The 17269-nt window shown below is 47.5% G+C and carries 15 protein-coding genes; all 15 read left to right on the top strand.

The window, feature by feature from the left end; all coding sequences use genetic code 11:
* Positions 1-63: 63 nt before the first annotated feature.
* The 15 genes from bglX (at position 64) to hisF (ending at position 17237) form a co-directional block, all read left to right on the top strand.
* Positions 64-2319 carry a beta-glucosidase BglX gene (gene bglX, locus L3C95_RS22060; RefSeq protein ID WP_236390830.1) on the top strand — a complete coding sequence of 752 codons (2256 nt, stop codon included), beginning with the start codon at positions 64-66 and terminating at the stop codon, positions 2317-2319.
* A gap of 223 nt (positions 2320-2542) precedes the next feature.
* Positions 2543-3397, top strand: a complete 855-nt coding sequence (hisG, locus tag L3C95_RS22055; protein ID WP_236390829.1) for an ATP phosphoribosyltransferase — start codon at positions 2543-2545, stop codon at positions 3395-3397.
* A 67-nt stretch (positions 3398-3464) separates the two neighbouring features.
* Positions 3465-4754 carry a histidinol dehydrogenase gene (gene hisD, locus L3C95_RS22050; RefSeq protein WP_236390828.1) on the top strand — a complete coding sequence of 430 codons (1290 nt, stop codon included), beginning with the start codon at positions 3465-3467 and terminating at the stop codon, positions 4752-4754.
* A gap of 12 nt (positions 4755-4766) precedes the next feature.
* Positions 4767-5816, top strand: coding sequence for a histidinol-phosphate transaminase (gene hisC, locus L3C95_RS22045; protein ID WP_236390827.1), 1050 nt, complete (start codon positions 4767-4769; stop codon positions 5814-5816).
* A gap of 57 nt (positions 5817-5873) precedes the next feature.
* On the top strand, positions 5874-7010 hold the full coding sequence (gene hisB, locus L3C95_RS22040) for a bifunctional histidinol-phosphatase/imidazoleglycerol-phosphate dehydratase HisB (RefSeq protein WP_236390825.1): 1137 nt from the start codon (positions 5874-5876) through the stop codon (positions 7008-7010).
* A 1238-nt stretch (positions 7011-8248) separates the two neighbouring features.
* On the top strand, positions 8249-9658 hold the full coding sequence (locus L3C95_RS22035) for an anthranilate synthase component I family protein (RefSeq protein ID WP_236390823.1): 1410 nt from the start codon (positions 8249-8251) through the stop codon (positions 9656-9658).
* A gap of 1 nt (position 9659) precedes the next feature.
* Positions 9660-10229, top strand: coding sequence for an anthranilate synthase component II (locus L3C95_RS22030; protein ID WP_236390822.1), 570 nt, complete (start codon positions 9660-9662; stop codon positions 10227-10229).
* 10 nt (positions 10230-10239) lie between these two features.
* Entirely contained in the window at positions 10240-11235 is a 996-nt protein-coding gene (trpD, locus tag L3C95_RS22025) for an anthranilate phosphoribosyltransferase (RefSeq protein ID WP_236390821.1), read from the top strand.
* Positions 11232-12032, top strand: coding sequence for an indole-3-glycerol phosphate synthase TrpC (gene trpC, locus L3C95_RS22020; RefSeq protein ID WP_236390820.1), 801 nt, complete (start codon positions 11232-11234; stop codon positions 12030-12032). The genes trpD and trpC overlap by 4 nt, the downstream gene beginning before the upstream one ends.
* The gene (locus tag L3C95_RS22015) at positions 12029-12664 is read left to right on the top strand and encodes a phosphoribosylanthranilate isomerase (RefSeq protein ID WP_236390819.1); all 636 of its coding nucleotides are present in this window, start codon (positions 12029-12031) and stop codon (positions 12662-12664) included. Before trpC ends, L3C95_RS22015 begins: the two co-directional genes overlap by 4 nt.
* A 7-nt stretch (positions 12665-12671) precedes the next feature.
* Entirely contained in the window at positions 12672-13898 is a 1227-nt protein-coding gene (gene trpB, locus L3C95_RS22010; RefSeq protein ID WP_236390818.1) for a tryptophan synthase subunit beta, read from the top strand.
* A 9-nt stretch (positions 13899-13907) separates the two neighbouring features.
* Positions 13908-14678 (top strand): tryptophan synthase subunit alpha, encoded by a 771-nt coding sequence (trpA, locus tag L3C95_RS22005; protein ID WP_236390817.1) that lies wholly within the window; start codon positions 13908-13910, stop codon positions 14676-14678.
* A gap of 13 nt (positions 14679-14691) precedes the next feature.
* Positions 14692-15285, top strand: coding sequence for an imidazole glycerol phosphate synthase subunit HisH (hisH, locus tag L3C95_RS22000; protein WP_236390816.1), 594 nt, complete (start codon positions 14692-14694; stop codon positions 15283-15285).
* 6 nt (positions 15286-15291) lie between these two features.
* On the top strand, positions 15292-16452 hold the full coding sequence (hisA, locus tag L3C95_RS21995) for a 1-(5-phosphoribosyl)-5-[(5-phosphoribosylamino)methylideneamino]imidazole-4-carboxamide isomerase (RefSeq protein WP_236390814.1): 1161 nt from the start codon (positions 15292-15294) through the stop codon (positions 16450-16452).
* 29 nt (positions 16453-16481) lie between these two features.
* Positions 16482-17237, top strand: a complete 756-nt coding sequence (gene hisF / locus L3C95_RS21990) for an imidazole glycerol phosphate synthase subunit HisF (RefSeq protein ID WP_236390813.1) — start codon at positions 16482-16484, stop codon at positions 17235-17237.
* Positions 17238-17269: the final 32 nt, after the last annotated feature.

Raw genomic sequence — 17269 nt, 5'->3', positions numbered from 1 at the left:
CGCATCTCTCCTTGATTTAAATCCCTTACCTTAGCCCCACTTGTAAACTTTAAAACCACAGTTATGAGGAACCCGAAGCGCTTGCTGGTAGCATATCTGCTGCTGGCTGCCCTCAGCGTGAAGGCACAAAACACGAAGCAGACCTTCGTCAGCAATCTGATTAAACGCATGACCCTGGAAGAGAAGATAGGGCAGCTGAACCTGCTCACCAGTGATATGGACGTTACGGGTCCTTTTATGAAACCGGGATATAAAAAGGATATTGAAGCTGGTTTATGCGGCTCGATCTTCAATGCATATACTCCCCAGTATACCCGCCAGTTGCAGGAAATGGCCATGAACACCAGGCTGAAAATACCGCTGTTATTCGGGTATGACGTCATCCATGGACATAAGACAATCTTCCCTATTCCATTAGGAGAAGCCTGTACCTGGGATATGGCCCTGCTGGAGCAGAGTGCCAGGATCGCGGCACAGGAAGCCAGTGCCGACGGGTTACACTGGACATATTCACCGATGGTGGATATTGCCCGTGATCCCCGCTGGGGCCGCGTAGCAGAAGGTGTAGGGGAAGATACATGGTATGGCACGCAGGTGGCAAAGGCCAAGGTAAAAGGCTACCAGGGCTCGGACTTGGGTGCTGATAATACCATCCTGGCCTGTGTGAAACACTTTGCGTTATATGGCGCCATTGAAGCGGGCCGCGACTATAATACCGTGGACATGAGCCGCCGGCAGATGTTCCAGTATTACCTGCCGCCGTACAAGGCAGCTATAGATGCTGGAGTAGCCACTGTTATGACATCTTTCAACGAAATAGACGGTACGCCTGCCACTGCCAATAAATGGCTGCTGACAGACCTGCTACGGAAAGAGTGGGGCTTTAAAGGCTTCATAGTGACAGATTATACCGCTATTAATGAAATGATCGCCCATGGCAATGTGAAGGATGAATATGAGGCCGGCGCAGCTGCCCTGAATGCCGGTGTGGATATGGATATGCAGGGAGGCATTTTTGCCGGTCAGTTGAAAAAGCTGCTGAAGGACGGAAAAGTGACCCAAAAAGAGATCGACAGCGCCGTATACCGCATCCTGGCGGCAAAATATGACCTCGGCCTGTTCCAGGACCCATTTAAATACTGCGACACCACCAGGACGGCAAAAGACATCATGTCTGCCGGAAATCTGGCTACCGCGCAGAAAATAGCAGAACGCTCCATTGTGCTGCTGAAGAACGAAAACCAGCTGCTGCCCCTTAAAAAGGACGCGAAGATCGCATTAATCGGCCCCCTGGCTAATAGTCAGCGGGATATGATCGGCAACTGGTCGGCTGCGGGCGATTATACCAAGGCTGTAACCCTGCTGGAGGCCCTGAAACAGCGTTCTGCCAATGTGCAATATCTGCCAGGCGCCCACTATACGGCGGATACCACCTTATTGAAAAGAGCTACCCAGAAATTCAAACTGGAAGCTGCGGATACGGCTGATAGCCAGTCGATGCTGGCGGCAGCCGTGGAACTGGCTAAACAGTCAGACATCGTCGTGATGGCATTGGGCGAATCGCAGGGCATGACCGGCGAGGCGGCCAGCAGGTCCAATATCAGCATCCCGGAAAACCAGCAACAGCTGCTGAAGGCAGTACATGCCACGGGTAAACCTGTAGTACTGGTGCTGATGAATGGTCGCCCGATGACGCTGGAATGGGAAGACGCCCATATTCCTGCCATCCTGGAAACCTGGTTCCTCGGTACCCGTGCGGGTAATGCCATTAGTTCGGTGTTGTTTGGCGATTACAATCCGGCTGGTAAGCTGACAATGAGCTTTCCACGGAATGTAGGCCAGATACCGATCTACTATAATCATAAGAATACCGGCCGACCGCTGAACCCCAATAATAAGTATTCAACAAAGTATCTCGATACGGACAATGAGCCACTGTATCCCTTCGGGTATGGGCTGAGCTATACAAAGTTCACCTATGGCGATCTGAAACTGAGCAAGCAGCAGATCACAGCAGCAGACAAGCTACAGGTGAGCGTACCGGTGACTAACAGCGGGAATTATGACGGCGAAGAGGTAGTACAGCTCTATATCAGGGACATGGTAGGGTCAGTTACCCGGCCGGTAAAAGAGCTGAAAGCCTATAAAAAGATCGCGCTGGCCAAAGGACAGACCCAGACGGTGACCTTTGATATTTCTGTAGAGGACCTGAAGTTCTACGATAAAGATATGCGCTGGAAGGCAGAACCGGGCGATTTTACCGTGTTTGTAGGTACTAATAGCAGGGACGTCCAGTCAGCAGGGTTTACATTAAAATAATGGCGGATATGCAAAAATTAGTTTGATTATTCAAAATTGTTATTACCTTCGCATCGTTATTTCAAATTATGAACATTAACGTACATACACATCATCACCATCATTTCTTACCACGCAGGTAGGCTGGGATGATTTTATGTATACCTAATAAGATATTAAAACATCATCAGGGGCTTACCAAACGGTAAGCCCCTTTTTGTTTTCACCGAACATTGTCAAAAACATGAAACTGAGAATTGCCATTCAGAAATCCGGTCGCTTACACGACGACTCAATCAAACTGTTGAAAGAATGTGGTATCGACATTAACAACGGTGTTAACAAACTGAAAACGGAAGCCAGTAATTTCCCGCTGGAAGTCTTCTTCCTGCGCGATGATGATATTCCGCAATACGTAGAAGATGGTGTGGCAGATATCGGTATCGTAGGTGAAAATGTGATCCTGGAAAAGAACCGTCCTGTGAAGGTTGCGGAGAAACTGGGATTCGGTAAATGCCGCCTCTCTCTGGCAGTGCCAAAATCTGTAGAGTATAACGGTGTGAAAGACATGGACCAGCTGCGTATCGCTACCAGCTATCCGGTGATATTACAAAACTTCCTGAATGAGCATAACATCAGCGCCGAGATCCACGAGATCAGTGGTTCGGTGGAGATCGCTCCAGGGATCGGATTGGCAGACGCCATCTGTGACCTGGTAAGCAGTGGTTCAACGCTGTTCATGAACGGCCTGAAGGAAGTGGAAGTGATCCTGAAATCTGAAGCGGCTTTGATCAGTAGCAGCAATCTGACGCCTGAGCAGGAAACACTGTTGCAAAAACTGTTGTTCCGTATCCAGGCTGTTAAAAAAGCAAAGAACAATAAATACGTGCTGCTGAACGCACCTAATAACAAACTGAAGGAGATCATTGCGCTGCTGCCGGGTATGAAGAGCCCTACAGTACTGCCGCTGGCAGAAGAAGGCTGGAGCTCTGTACATTCCGTGTTGAATGAAAATGCTTTCTGGGATATTATTGAAAGCCTGAAAGCAGCTGGTGCACAAGGTATCCTTGTAGTGCCAATTGAAAAGATGATCATATAATCAGGGATCATTGTAGTCATCACTGATCATTGTCATTCAATAATAGTTCAACGTAATTGATTATACCATGCTTGTATTCGAATATCCAGAACGTGCTCAATGGCCGGCATTACTCCAACGTCCGGTTTTAGATACAACAGCGCTGGAAACCAGTGTAGGCAACATCCTCGCTGCGGTAAAGCAGGACGGAGATGCAGCAGTGCGCAGATATGCGCAGCAGTTTGACAAGGTGCAATTAGATGCACTGGAGGTCACTCCTGCAGAATTTGCACACGCCAACAATGTGCTGGATGCAGATCTGAAAAAGGCCATCCTCCAGGCAAAACATAATATAGAAGTCTTTCACAAGGCACAGCAGGAACAGAGCAGGATCATAGAAACCATGCCCGGCGTACAATGCTGGCGTAAGCCGGTGGCTATTGAAAAAGTAGGTCTGTATATTCCCGGAGGTTCTGCCCCGCTGTTCTCTACTATCCTCATGCTGGGTATACCTGCCATGATCGCAGGTTGTAAGGAGATCATCCTGTGTACGCCATCTAATGCTGCCGGTGATGTACATCCTGCCGTATTATTTGCTGCACAGGAGGTGGGCGTAGAGCGTGTTTTCAAAATAGGCGGTGTACAGGCAATTGGCGCAATGGCCTATGGTACAGAAAGTGTACCGCGTGTGCATAAGATCTTCGGTCCGGGTAACCAGTATGTAACCTGCGCGAAACAGCTTGTTAATAAAAGCGGTGTAGCGATCGATATGCCTGCCGGTCCATCCGAAGTAGCCGTACTCGCAGATGAAACCTGCGTACCTGCTTTCGTTGCGGCCGACCTCCTCTCTCAGGCCGAACACGGTCCTGATAGCCAGGTATTGCTGGTAACTACAGCACGTGAGATCATCAAGGCAGTACAACAGGAAGTTGCCGATCAGCTGGCGCAATTGCCACGTAAGGATATTGCAGCGCTGGCATTGGAAAACAGCCGGATCATTCTTGTAAAAGATACGCCTGAAGCCATGGACCTGCTGAATGCATACGCTCCTGAGCACCTGATCGTAGCTTGTAAAGATGATATTTCCATCGCTGACGCTGTAGTGAATGCAGGGTCTGTATTCCTCGGAAACTATTCACCGGAAAGTGCGGGCGACTATGCTTCGGGTACTAATCACACATTGCCGACCAATGGTTATGCAACTGCATACAGTGGCGTATCTCTCGATAGCTTTGTAAAAAAGATCACCTTCCAGCGCCTCACGCAGGAAGGATTACAACAGATAGGGGCCACCATCGAAACGATGGCCGCCGCTGAAGGACTGGACGCTCATAAGAATGCAGTGACTGTCCGCCTGAAACAAAAGACTCAACTATAAAATCTTTTATCAATGTTCGATCTTAATAGCTTACTACGCGACAATATAAAACGCCTGGTGCCGTACTCCACCGCCAGGGACGAATTCAAAGGCGAGGCTTCCATTTTCCTCGATGCCAACGAAAACAGTTTTGGTTCTCCACTGCCGGTGGCTTACAACCGCTATCCTGATCCTATGCAGTGGAAAGTGAAATATAAGCTGGCAGATATCAAAGGTGTGCCACCACAGAATATTTTCCTCGGTAATGGCAGCGATGAAGTGATAGATGTACTGTACCGCTCTTTTTGTCGTCCGGGTATCGACAATGTGGTATTGTTCCCACCCACTTACGGCATGTATGAAGTGAGCGCTAATATCAATGATGTGATCGTTCGTAAAGTATCGCTAACGCCCGACTACCAGATTGATATGGCAGCCCTGCAGGAAGCTGTAGATGAGCGTACAAAGCTGATCTTTATCTGCTCTCCCAACAACCCCACCGGCAATTCCATCAACCGTTCCGACATTGAAATGATCCTGAATAATTTTGACGGTATCGTAGTGATCGATGAAGCATACATCAACTTCGCCCGTCAGAAAACATTCATTCCCGAACTGACAGAATACCCTAACCTCGTTGTAATGCAGACCCTCTCCAAAGCATGGGGACTGGCGGCACTGCGCGTAGGCATGGCTTTCGCCGGAGAAGAGATCATCAACGTCCTGAATAAAGTAAAGCCTCCATATAACATTAACCAGGCAGCGCAGGACCTTGTGCTGGAAGCGCTTGATAATATCATCCAGGTGAATGAGTGGATCAAGGACACCGTAGTGGAAAGAGATAAACTGGCTGCTTCCCTGATCAATCTGCCGCAGGTGCTGGAAGTATATCCGAGTGATGCCAACTTCCTGCTGGCTAAAACAGTGGATGCTAAAGGTATTTACAACTACCTGGTAGAAAGAGGTATCATCGTACGTGACCGCTCCAAAGTAGAATTGTGTAATGGCTGCTTACGTATCACCGTAGGTACACCGGAAGAGAATACCACTTTGTTGGAAACAATCGCACAGGTCACTGTATAATACTCTACTTCAATAACAACAGTTCGCCACTGTACAACATAACAACACACAGCTACAATGAAAAGAGTGCTCTTCATAGACAGGGATGGTACAATTATCAAAGAAGTACCACCTACATACCAGATCGACAGCCTTCAGAAGATAGAATTTTATCCGAAGGTCTTTACTTACCTTTCCCGCATTGCTGCGGAACTGGACTATGAGCTGGTAATGGTGACAAACCAGGATGGCATGGGTACTGCCAGCTTTCCGGAGGCCGATTTCTGGCCGGCGCAGAACTTTATTGTGCGGGCGTTTGAGAATGAAGGCGTAATTTTCAAAGCGGCACACATCGACCGTACCTTCCCTCATGAGAATGCGGCTACCCGTAAGCCGGGTACAGGCATGCTAACACAATACTTCTCCGCCGACTATGATCTCGCAAATTCATTCGTGATCGGCGATCGTATCACAGACGTGCAGCTGGCAAAGAATCTTGGCGCTAAGGCTATCTGGATGAACGAAGGTACTGGTCTGGGGAGTGCAGAGGTCAATTCCAATGCGCAGGCCCTGAAAGAAGTGATCGCGCTGGAATCTACCGACTGGGAGAAGATCTACGAGTTCCTGAAATTAGGCTTGCGTACCGTTTCACATACACGGACGACTAAAGAAACAGACATCTTCATTTCTTTAAACCTGGATGGTACCGGTAAGGCCGATATCAGCACAGGCCTGGGTTTCTTTGATCATATGCTGGATCAGATTGCCCGTCATGGCAGCATTGACCTGACCATCAAGGCAAAGGGAGATCTGCATATTGATGAGCATCACACCATCGAAGATGTAGGTATCGCGTTGGGAGAAGCAATGGCGCAAGGGCTGGCTGATAAGCGAGGCATTGAGCGTTACGGCTTCTGCTTACCAATGGACGACTGTCTGGCGCAGGCTGCGATTGATTTTGGTGGCAGGAACTGGATTGTATGGGATGCGAAGTTTAATCGCGAGAAGATAGGGGAGATGCCGACGGAGATGTTCTTTCACTTCTTCAAATCCTTCTCTGATGCGGCGAAGTGTAATCTGAATATCAAAGCTGAGGGCGAGAATGAGCATCACAAGATCGAGGCGATCTTTAAGACGTTTGCGAAGGCGATAAAAATGGCAGTGAAGAGGAATCCCGCGAATATGCAGTTGCCGAGCACCAAGGGCGTGCTGTAATTGCAAGCTCCGCAGTCTATCAGGATATTGTGTGATTTTTTTATCGCAAGTAGTGTGCGGTTAAAGTATGGGACTGCGGTCGGCGCCGAAGGCCCGCAGTCTCCATCTTTAACCGTCTGCTACTTAGCTGGGGTCCTATGAGTGGTTGGGCGCTATCAGGATATTGGTTAAGTTTTTCTTTGGAGCCCTTATAATGGACAATTGGGAATGGAACGGAATAGGAGGAGGATAGAGGGAATGGGATGAAATAATTAGAATGAATAGGCAATAGGCCAGGATGAATAAATCAAGAAGTCTAAGTCGGGACGAATAAATCAGGAGGTATGAATCAGATAAATAGGTCAGATCGGGACGGAATAGATCAGATGAAATAGAGGACAGCAGGAACAGAGTACGGCAGGAATAGAGGTGGAACGACATTATCGACACAGCATTATGAATGCAATAGCACAGTTAATGCAACAAAGACACTATTGAAGCAATGTCGCTGCATTGTCTCTGAATATTACAGGCAGACCATGACGAAGACGGGGTTCAGTGGAGACTGCGGGCCTTCGGCTATTCGGGTGCACGATTGATGAAGTTTCAAAGATATTCCCAAGTTCATACGATTGACAAACAACAATCAGCGATCTGATGCCCGGAGAGGCGCCGACCGCAGTCCCACTGACCCCGGCGCGGAATGTCTGCCCCGGGAGAACAAGCGGTAGCCTAAAGGTATCTGGAAAGAGAACCGGCGCGGAATGTCTGTCCCCGGATAATAAGTGGCAGCCTAAAGGTATCCGGAAAAAGAACCGGCGCGGAATGTCCCCAGAGGAATAAGCGGCAACCTAAAAGTATCTGGAAAAAGAGCCAGCGAGGAATGTCTGCCCCGGGAAGAGAACCGGAGGCCTTAGCAGCGCCCGTCAGGATGATCTACACCAGGGCGGCCGGAAAATGAAAGCAAGCCTAAAGCACTAAAAGATGTACAATTTCGCAACAGAAAGCCAGGAACTTATCGCTTCACAAATTTTTTCAAAAAAAATTTGCATCTTTTCAAAAAACGCCGGATATTTGTTCCGCAAGATATTAAAACATGATAACAAATATTACAAACAAGCATTGGTGGTGGCACAATATCAGTTCCTGATACGGTGTTACAGTGCCATGTTTCGTAATGAAATATAATTTGGAAGGCTCGCTGTTACACAGCGGGCCTTCTTCGTTTTAGATAGTCACCCTCACTCAATCACAAACCAATGGGTAGTATTCAAGTAAAATCAAAATCAAAGAAAATGCTGGCAGACGTGTTCACGCCTGTTGGTATCTATTTGCGGCTCCGCGACAAGTTTCCTGGTACCGTACTGCTGGAAAGTACAGACTATCGCGCAAGTGAAAACAGTTTCTCCTTCATCTGCATCCAGCCTATTGCTGGCATTGAAGTGACCAGCACCTCCGATTTTGAATTTAAGTATCCTAATCTCCCGCCAGAAAGGAAACAGCTCAAGAACAAACAAAGCGTGTTGAGTGAGCTGCAGAAATTCCTCGGTAATTTCACCTTCGCCGATAAGCCGGTACTGCCAGTAGTGCACAGTTTATTTGGATACAGCACATTTGATTCGGTACAGTTCTTCGAAACAATAGAATTTAACAAGGATAAACAGAACGGTAATACCATCCCATTGATGCGCTACCGTTTTTATCAATACATCATCGCCATCAATCACTTTAAAGATGAGCTTTATCTCTGTGAGAATGTGATAGAAGGCCTTGACAGCGAATTTGATCTCATTGAATCCCTGATAAGACAAAAGGACGTACCTAGCTACGGTTTCAAGGCAGACGGGGAGGAAAAGAGTAACCTGACGAATGAACAGTATATGGAGATCGTCGAAAAAGGTAAACAACACTGCTTCCGCGGCGACGTTTTCCAGGTTGTACTCTCCAGAGCCTTCCAGCAAAAGTTCAAAGGTGACGAATTCAATGTGTACCGCGCTCTCCGCTCTATTAACCCTTCCCCTTATCTCTTCTTCTTCGATTACGGCGATTACAAATTAATGGGCTCCTCACCAGAGGCACAGCTGATCATTAAGGATAATAAAGCTACTATTCATCCTATTGCAGGTACTTTCAAACGTACGGGTGATGATGAACAGGACAGACAGCTGGCGGCAAAACTGCTGGAAGATCCGAAGGAGAATGCAGAACATGTGATGCTGGTCGATCTGGCCCGGAATGATCTGAGCAGACTGGCAACAGATGTGGAAGTAGAATCATACAGGAAGATACAGTACTATTCACATGTTATTCACCTGGTGAGTGAAGTGACAGGTAAAATACAATCCGGACTGAACCCATTCTCATTGCTGGCAGCTACTTTCCCGGCAGGAACATTGTCTGGCGCGCCGAAGTACAGGGCAATGGAGATCATTGATGAAAATGAACCCACCGCCCGCGGTTTCTACGGAGGCTGTATCGGATCAGTAGGATTCAATGGTGATTTTAACCATGCCATCATGATCCGTTCTGTGTTGAGCAAGGCAAATACATTATACTACCAGGCAGGCGCCGGTGTAGTAGCGAAATCTGTCGCATCTTCTGAGCTGGAAGAAGTGAACAATAAACTGAATGCATTAAAACAGGCCATTATAATGGCTCAAAATATCTGACATGAATATTCTGGTGTTCGATAATTACGATTCATTTACCTATAACCTGGTGCACCTGGTGGAGAAGATCATCAATGGTAAAGTGACGGTGGTGCGCAACGATGAAATACCATTAGAAAAAGTAAAGGACTATGACAAGATCATCCTGTCTCCCGGGCCAGGTATTCCTGAGGAAGCAGGGCTGCTGCTGCCGCTGATCACGGAATATGCAGCGAGTAAATCCATCTTTGGAGTGTGCCTGGGTCAACAGGCTATCGGAGAGGCTTTCGGTGCAAAGCTGATCAATCTGAAAGATGTATATCACGGCGTAGCAACGAATGTGAATATCACAGCGAGGGACGGAAGACTGTTCAATGGTTTGCCCGATCAGCTGGAAGTAGGCCGCTATCACTCGTGGGTGGTAGATGAAGCAACATTATCGCCTGATCTGATAATAACTGCCCGGGATGATAATAAATATATCATGGCGCTGCAGCATAACAAGTATGACGTAAGTGGCGTGCAGTTCCATCCCGAAAGTGTATTAACGCCACAGGGAGAACAGATACTTCGTAACTGGTTGAATGCTTAAATTCCAAGTAATGAAAAAGATACTCAATTACCTTTTTGAACATAAAACATTTAGCCGGGAGGCGGCCAAAGAGATACTCATCAGTATTTCAAAAGGCATGTACAATGAAAGTGAGCTTGCCGCTTTTATGACCGTTTTCCTCATGCGCAGCATTACTGTAGATGAACTGCTGGGCTTCCGGGATGCATTGCTGGAACTATGTGTGCCGGTGAACCTGAATGGATATGAAGTACTTGATATAGTAGGTACCGGTGGCGATGGTAAGAATACTTTTAATGTATCCACCCTGTCCTGCTTCATTGTAGCGGGCGCAGGCGGTAAAGTAGCCAAACATGGCAACTATGGCGTATCTTCCATTAGCGGAGCTTCCAACCTGATGGAATCTGCCGGGTACAAGTTCAAGAATGATGATGCAAAACTCAGGGAAGAGCTAGAAGAAGCGGGTGTTTGTTTCCTGCATGCACCATTGTTCCATCCTGCATTGAAGAATGTGGCCGGTGTGCGCCGTCAGCTGGGGATCCGTACTTTCTTCAACATGCTGGGCCCGCTGGTGAATCCGGCTTTCGCGCAGCATCAGCTGATAGGTGTGTATAGCCTGGAATTGGCGAGAGTGTATAATTATCTGTTCCAGCAGACTGACAAGCGCTATGCAATCGTTTATAGCCTGGACGGATATGATGAGATCTCCCTGACTGCAGATACGCGCGTTATTACGAATGAGGGAGAGAAAGACTGGACGCCTGAACAGCTGGGTAAACGCAAGGTATATCCCGAAGATATCTATGGTGGTAACACAGTGGAAGCGGCAGCAAAGATCTTTATGAAGATATTGAAAGGGGAAGGAACCTGGGCACAGAACTCGGTCGTACTGGCTAATGCTGCCATGGGACTGTATTGTATGGAGAAATTTGATAACTATAACGACTGTTTCCTCGCAGCTGTAGAGTCGCTGGAATCAGGCGCAGCGCATAATGCGTTTAAGAAGTTGATAAGCTTGCAATCATGAAAAATATCCTGACAGAAATAGTAGCCCACAAACACACAGAAGTGGCCGCCCGCAAACAACAGCGGAGCGTGGAAGAACTGGAACAGGTATCCTGGTTCAAACGTACACCACTGTCATTGGCCCAGTTTCTCCGTGACCCGGAGAAGACAGGTATTATTGCGGAGTTCAAAAGACGTTCTCCTTCAAAGGGCGTTATCAATGGCAATGTAACTGTGCAGGATGTAACAACCGCATATACGCGCTATGGCGCATCCGGCCTGTCAGTGCTGACAGACGAGAAATACTTTGGTGGTTCTTCGGATGATCTGCAACAGGCAAGGGCGCTGAATAATATCCCTATCCTCCGGAAGGATTTTGTTATTGATGAATATCAGATCCTGGAAGCGAAAGCTATTGGTGCTGATGTGATCCTGCTGATAGCAGAATGTCTGTCAAAGCAGGAAGTAGCACAGCTGGCAGCTTTTGCGAATAACCTGGGACTGGAAGTATTGCTGGAGGTACATAGCGGAGATCAGCTGGAGAAAGTGACCAGTCATATACAGATGGTCGGCGTCAACAACCGTGACCTGACCACCTTTAAGGTTGATTTCAACCGCTCCTGTGAGCTTGCGCCGCAGATCCCTGCGGATAAATGTAAGGTAGCTGAGAGTGGTATCAGCAATACCGATGCTATTGTAACGCTGAAACAGGCGGGCTTCCAGGGATTTCTGATAGGGGAGCATTTTATGAAACAGGAAAATCCGCCAAGAGCATTTGAGCACTTTGTGACAGAACTGGCCAATAAATCAGTACAATGAAAATAAAGGTCTGCGGTATTACACGGAGAGAAGACCTGCAACAACTGGTGAATTACCAGGTTAATTATGCCGGCTTTATATTCTATGAAAAGTCGCCGCGTTTTGCGGCACACAAAATAGATGCCCGTACTGTCCGCGAAACGGAAGGCATCAAAAAAGTAGGTGTATTTGTAAATGCGCCACTGGAACAGGTGCAACGTACCATTGCTGATTATGGTCTGGATATGGTGCAGCTGCACGGTGATGAAACACCGGAGTACTGTGCTGTTATACGGAAAAGTGTACCGGTGATAAAAGCTTTCCGCTTGGGAGAAAACGTAGACTGGTCAGCATTGTTATCTGCTTATCTGCCGGTGACAGACTATTTCCTGTTCGATACCGAAGCAGGTAAGGAATATGGTGGAACCGGCAAACGGTTTAACTGGGAATTGTTGAAGACCTATCCATATTCACACCCTTTCTACCTGAGCGGTGGCATAGGTCTGGAAGAAACGCCTGAGTTAATGCAGCTGCAGCTGCCTGCTTTATTTGCGGTGGATGTCAACAGCAGGTTTGAGACACAACCGGGTGTGAAGAACATGGAAAAGGTGCGGTTATTTACAGATCAGATTCATTCAACTTATTTAAAATAATCATAGCATGAAGATCGCGGAAAATACGTTCGGCTCTAAATATCATGTAGATGAAAAAGGCTTTTACGGCAGATTTGGCGGCGCTTACATTCCGGAGATGTTATATCCGAATGTGGAGGAGCTACAGCGCAATTACCTGGCAATACTGCGTGATCCGGGATTCCAGGAAGAATTTGATCAGTTGTTGCGCGACTACGTAGGTCGTCCTTCTCCCTTATACTTCGCAAAACGTTTGTCTGAGAAGTATAAAGCGAAGATCTATCTCAAACGGGAAGATCTGAACCATACAGGTGCTCATAAGGTAAACAATACGATCGGGCAGATCCTGCTGGCAAAGCGCCTGGGCAAGACGCGTATCATCGCTGAAACCGGTGCAGGACAGCATGGGGTAGCTACTGCTACGGTGTGTGCCCTGATGGGACTGGAATGTGTGGTGTACATGGGCAGTATCGACATCAAGCGTCAGGCGCCGAATGTGGCGCGTATGAAAATGCTGGGTGCGACAGTAGTACCAGCTACCAGCGGCAGTCAGACCCTGAAAGACGCCTGTAATGAGGCGATCCGCGACTGGATCAATAACCCCGTGAATACACATTATATTCTTGGTACAGCGGCAGGCCCACATCCTTATCCGGATATGGTGACCCGCTTCCAGTCTGTGATCAGCGAGGAGATCAAAAAACAATTGCTGGAAAAAACAGGTCGTGCAAATCCTGATTACGTGATGGCATGTATCGGCGGTGGCAGTAATGCAGCCGGCGCATATTATCACTTCCTGGATGAACCGGATGTGAAACTGATCGCTATAGAAGCAGGTGGTAAGGGCGTACATTCCGGTCATTCCGCAGCCACCACGCAACTGGGTAAGCTGGGTATCATCCACGCAAGTAAAACCCTGCTGATGCAAACAGAAGATGGGCAGATCACCGAGCCGTATTCTATCTCCGCAGGACTGGATTATCCCGGTATCGGGCCACTGCATGCGCATCTTTATGAGACTGGACGCGCTACATTCCTGAATGCGACAGATGATGAAGCTTTACAGGCAGCGTATGAACTGACCCGCCTGGAAGGTATCATTCCGGCACTGGAATCTTCTCACGCGCTGGCTAAACTGGGACAGGTAGCTTTCAAGCCCGATGATGTGGTAGTAGTATGTTTGAGTGGACGCGGGGATAAAGACATGGAAACTTACATTCGTAATTTGCCCGGTAATACTGGCGGTAACGTATAAACATATTTTATGAGCAATCGTATAGATCAATTATTTGCCGGCAAAAGAAAGGGGGTGCTGAATATTTATTGTACAGCAGGATTCCCCGAGCTGAATGATACATTGCCTGTCATGAAGGCACTACAGCAATATGGCACGGACATTATCGAACTCGGTATGCCTTTCTCCGATCCACTGGCAGATGGCCCTGTGATCCAGGATAGCAGTACCCGGGCTATCAGTAACGGTATGAGCTTAAGAGTACTGTTTGAACAGCTGAAAAATTTCAGGGAACAGGTCCATGTACCCGTACTCCTGATGGGATATCTGAATCCGGTACTGCTGTATGGTATTGAGAACTTCTGTAAGAAATGTGCTGAAGTAGGTGTGGATGGTGTGATCCTGCCCGACCTGCCGATGGATGAATATGAGTCCGAATACAGGCCGGTTTTTGAAAAGTATGGTTTGCACCTGGTCTTTCTCGTAACGCCTGAAACCAGTGAAGAACGCATCCGTAAGATAGACAGTGTGAGCAAAGGATTTATATATGCGGTGTCTTCTTCATCAACTACAGGCACGGATAAAGACATGGGACATCAGCAGGCTTATTTCGAAAAACTGGAGGCATTGAAGCTGAAGAATCCCGTACTGATCGGGTTTGGTATCAAAGATAAAGCTACCTTTGATGCTGCTACAGTACACAGTAACGGCGGAGTGATAGGCACAGCCTTTATCCGCGCCATCGAGAAAGCAACTAACCTGGATTCAGCAATACAGCAGTTTATTGCTGGCGTAAAATAGACAAGAAGAGTATATGAAGACGGTCATCATAAAATATAATGCCGGTAACATCCGTTCTGTGCTGTTTGCACTGGACAGACTGGGAGTGGAAGGTGTGGTAACAGACGATCCGGAAGCGATTAAGGCGGCAGATAAAGTGATCTTCCCCGGTGTGGGAGAGGCAAGTTCCGCTATGCGTTATTTGCAGGAGCGGAAACTGGACCAGCTCATCACCAGTTTAAAACAGCCGGTGCTGGGCATTTGCCTGGGTATGCAGCTGATGTGTAAACACTCGGAAGAGAACGATACCAACTGCCTTGGTATTTTCGATGTAGAGGTAAAACGTTTCCAGTCGCCGGTGGATAACCTGCTGAAGATACCACAGATAGGATGGAATAACGTAACAGGATTGTACAGCACGATGTTCGAGCATGTACCGGAAAATTCCTACATGTATTTTGTACACAGCTACTATGCGGCGTTAAGTCCTTATACAGTGGCTACCACCAACTATGTCATCAATTACAGTGCTGCATTGCAGAAAGATAATTTCTATGCAGTGCAGTTCCACCCGGAAAAATCAGCAGGAGAAGGACAGAAGATCCTGGAGAATTTCCTGAAGTTATAAAATACTATGCAGCCAGTACAGATAAGAAGGATCAATTCTGCAGATACATTGCAGCTGCGCAGGGATGTGTTATATCCTGATGCAACATTGGAAGCAGTGCAGGTAGATCACGATGAAGACGGTTTACATTTTGGCCTGTTTGAAGACACAAGGTTAAGAGGAATCGTATCACTGTTCCCGCAAAAGCAATCGGCACAGTTCCGCAAGCTGGCTGTCCACCCTGATTGTCAGGGTAAGGGATACGGCAGTATGCTGATGCAATATGTGGAAGACTTTTGCCGAAAAGAGCATATACCCACTTTATGGTGCAATGCCCGTAATACGGCGGAAGGATTTTATACAAAGCGCGGGTATGAATTCTGGGGCGATCATTTCACAAAAGATAATATTGTTTTCTGCAAGATGAAATTGCAACTTGATAAGGCAACAGGGAGTGGGTTCACCATTATTCCTGCTATTGACATTATAGATGGTAAATGTGTGCGTCTCACGCAGGGCGATTACGGGCAGAAGAAAGTGTACAACGAACATCCGCTGGAGGTAGCCAAGGCTTTTGAAAGTATCGGCGTACGCCGTTTGCACCTCGTAGACCTGGATGGCGCGAAAAAAGGCGCTGTCGTGAACTGGAAAGTGCTGGAAGCTATTGCCGGTAAAACCAGCCTGGTGATAGATTTCGGCGGTGGGATCAAAACGGAGGATGATCTGCGTATTGTATATGAAAACGGAGCTGCGCTGGCCACGATTGGTAGTATAGCAGTGAAAGATCCGGCCTTGTTTTCAGGATGGGTGAAGAAGTATGGTGCAGAAAAGATCTTCCTGGGAGCAGATGTAAAAGAAGAGAAGATCGCTGTGGGGGGATGGCTGGAAACGACAGAACTGTCTGTATTTGACTTCCTGGAAGAGAATGTGAAACAGGGCGTAAAACATATCTTTTGTACAGACATCGCAAAGGATGGACTGTTACAGGGGCCTTCCATCGCTTTGTATGAAAAGATCCTGCAACGCTTCCCGCAGATTGACTTTGTTGCGAGTGGCGGCGTGAGCACGATGGCAGATGTACATGCACTGGCAGAAGCAGGTTGCAGTGGTGTGATAGTGGGGAAAGCAATTTATGAGGAAAGGATCAGTATGCAGGAATTAAGTGAATTCCTGAAATTGAATGCCTGATCCCAATCTTAATTCCAAATTTTTTAATCATGTTAACGAAACGTATTATTCCCTGTCTCGATATTAAAGATGGCCGCACAGTAAAGGGTGTGAACTTTGAAAATATCCGCGATGCAGGCGATCCAATTGAACTGGGCGCTTTATATGCGGAGCAGGGAGCGGATGAATTGGTGTTCCTGGATATCACGGCCACCAATGAGCGCAGGAAGACTTTGTCTGAACTGGTGACGCGCATTGCGAAACATGTGAATATCCCGTTCACTGTAGGCGGCGGCATTTCTTCCGTAGAAGATGTGAATGTGTTACTGCAATCAGGCGCAGACAAAATATCCGTTAATACTTCCGCTTTTAAACGTCCTGAACTGGTAGACGAGCTGGCCCGTGAATTCGGTAGTCAGTGTGTGGTGCTGGCCATTGATACCCGCTTTGAAGATGGGGATTGGTATGTATACCTGAACGGTGGCCGGGTGAAAACAGAAACGAAGGCTTATGACTGGGCGAAGGAAGCCGTCCAACGTGGCGCCGGAGAAATCCTGCTGACCTCCATGAACAATGATGGTACCAAACAAGGGTTTGCGCTGGACATTACCGGAAAGTTGTCGCAAAATCTGAATGTACCTGTTATCGCCTCTGGAGGAGCAGGTACGATGGATCATTTTATGGATGTGTTTGAAAACGCTCAGGCGGATGCTGCATTGGCGGCCAGCATTTTCCACTACAAGGAAATCGAGATCCCGGCACTGAAAACATACCTGTACCAGAGAGGCTTAAATATCAGGTTCTGAGAAAACCACTAATTTTGACTGCCGGACGGTAT

This window comes from Chitinophaga filiformis (genome assembly GCF_021646545.1).
GTDB classification, from domain to species: domain Bacteria; phylum Bacteroidota; class Bacteroidia; order Chitinophagales; family Chitinophagaceae; genus Chitinophaga; species Chitinophaga filiformis_A.
Note: the sequence above shows the minus strand (reverse complement) of the source record. Positions and strands in the feature narration are given on the sequence as shown.

Excerpts from the sequence above, each read along its gene's own strand:
- bglX (WP_236390830.1), top strand. The coding sequence starts at position 64 with ATGAGGAACCCGAAGCGCTTGCTGGTAGCATATCTGCTGCTGGCTGCC.
- hisG (WP_236390829.1), top strand. The coding sequence starts at position 2,543 with ATGAAACTGAGAATTGCCATTCAGAAATCCGGTCGCTTACACGACGAC.
- hisD (WP_236390828.1), top strand. The coding sequence starts at position 3,465 with ATGCTTGTATTCGAATATCCAGAACGTGCTCAATGGCCGGCATTACTC.
- hisC (WP_236390827.1), top strand. The coding sequence starts at position 4,767 with ATGTTCGATCTTAATAGCTTACTACGCGACAATATAAAACGCCTGGTG.
- hisB (WP_236390825.1), top strand. The coding sequence starts at position 5,874 with ATGAAAAGAGTGCTCTTCATAGACAGGGATGGTACAATTATCAAAGAA.
- L3C95_RS22035 (WP_236390823.1), top strand. The coding sequence starts at position 8,249 with ATGGGTAGTATTCAAGTAAAATCAAAATCAAAGAAAATGCTGGCAGAC.
- L3C95_RS22030 (WP_236390822.1), top strand. The coding sequence starts at position 9,660 with ATGAATATTCTGGTGTTCGATAATTACGATTCATTTACCTATAACCTG.
- trpD (WP_236390821.1), top strand. The coding sequence starts at position 10,240 with ATGAAAAAGATACTCAATTACCTTTTTGAACATAAAACATTTAGCCGG.
- trpC (WP_236390820.1), top strand. The coding sequence starts at position 11,232 with ATGAAAAATATCCTGACAGAAATAGTAGCCCACAAACACACAGAAGTG.
- L3C95_RS22015 (WP_236390819.1), top strand. The coding sequence starts at position 12,029 with ATGAAAATAAAGGTCTGCGGTATTACACGGAGAGAAGACCTGCAACAA.
- trpB (WP_236390818.1), top strand. The coding sequence starts at position 12,672 with ATGAAGATCGCGGAAAATACGTTCGGCTCTAAATATCATGTAGATGAA.
- trpA (WP_236390817.1), top strand. The coding sequence starts at position 13,908 with ATGAGCAATCGTATAGATCAATTATTTGCCGGCAAAAGAAAGGGGGTG.
- hisH (WP_236390816.1), top strand. The coding sequence starts at position 14,692 with ATGAAGACGGTCATCATAAAATATAATGCCGGTAACATCCGTTCTGTG.
- hisA (WP_236390814.1), top strand. The coding sequence starts at position 15,292 with ATGCAGCCAGTACAGATAAGAAGGATCAATTCTGCAGATACATTGCAG.
- hisF (WP_236390813.1), top strand. The coding sequence starts at position 16,482 with ATGTTAACGAAACGTATTATTCCCTGTCTCGATATTAAAGATGGCCGC.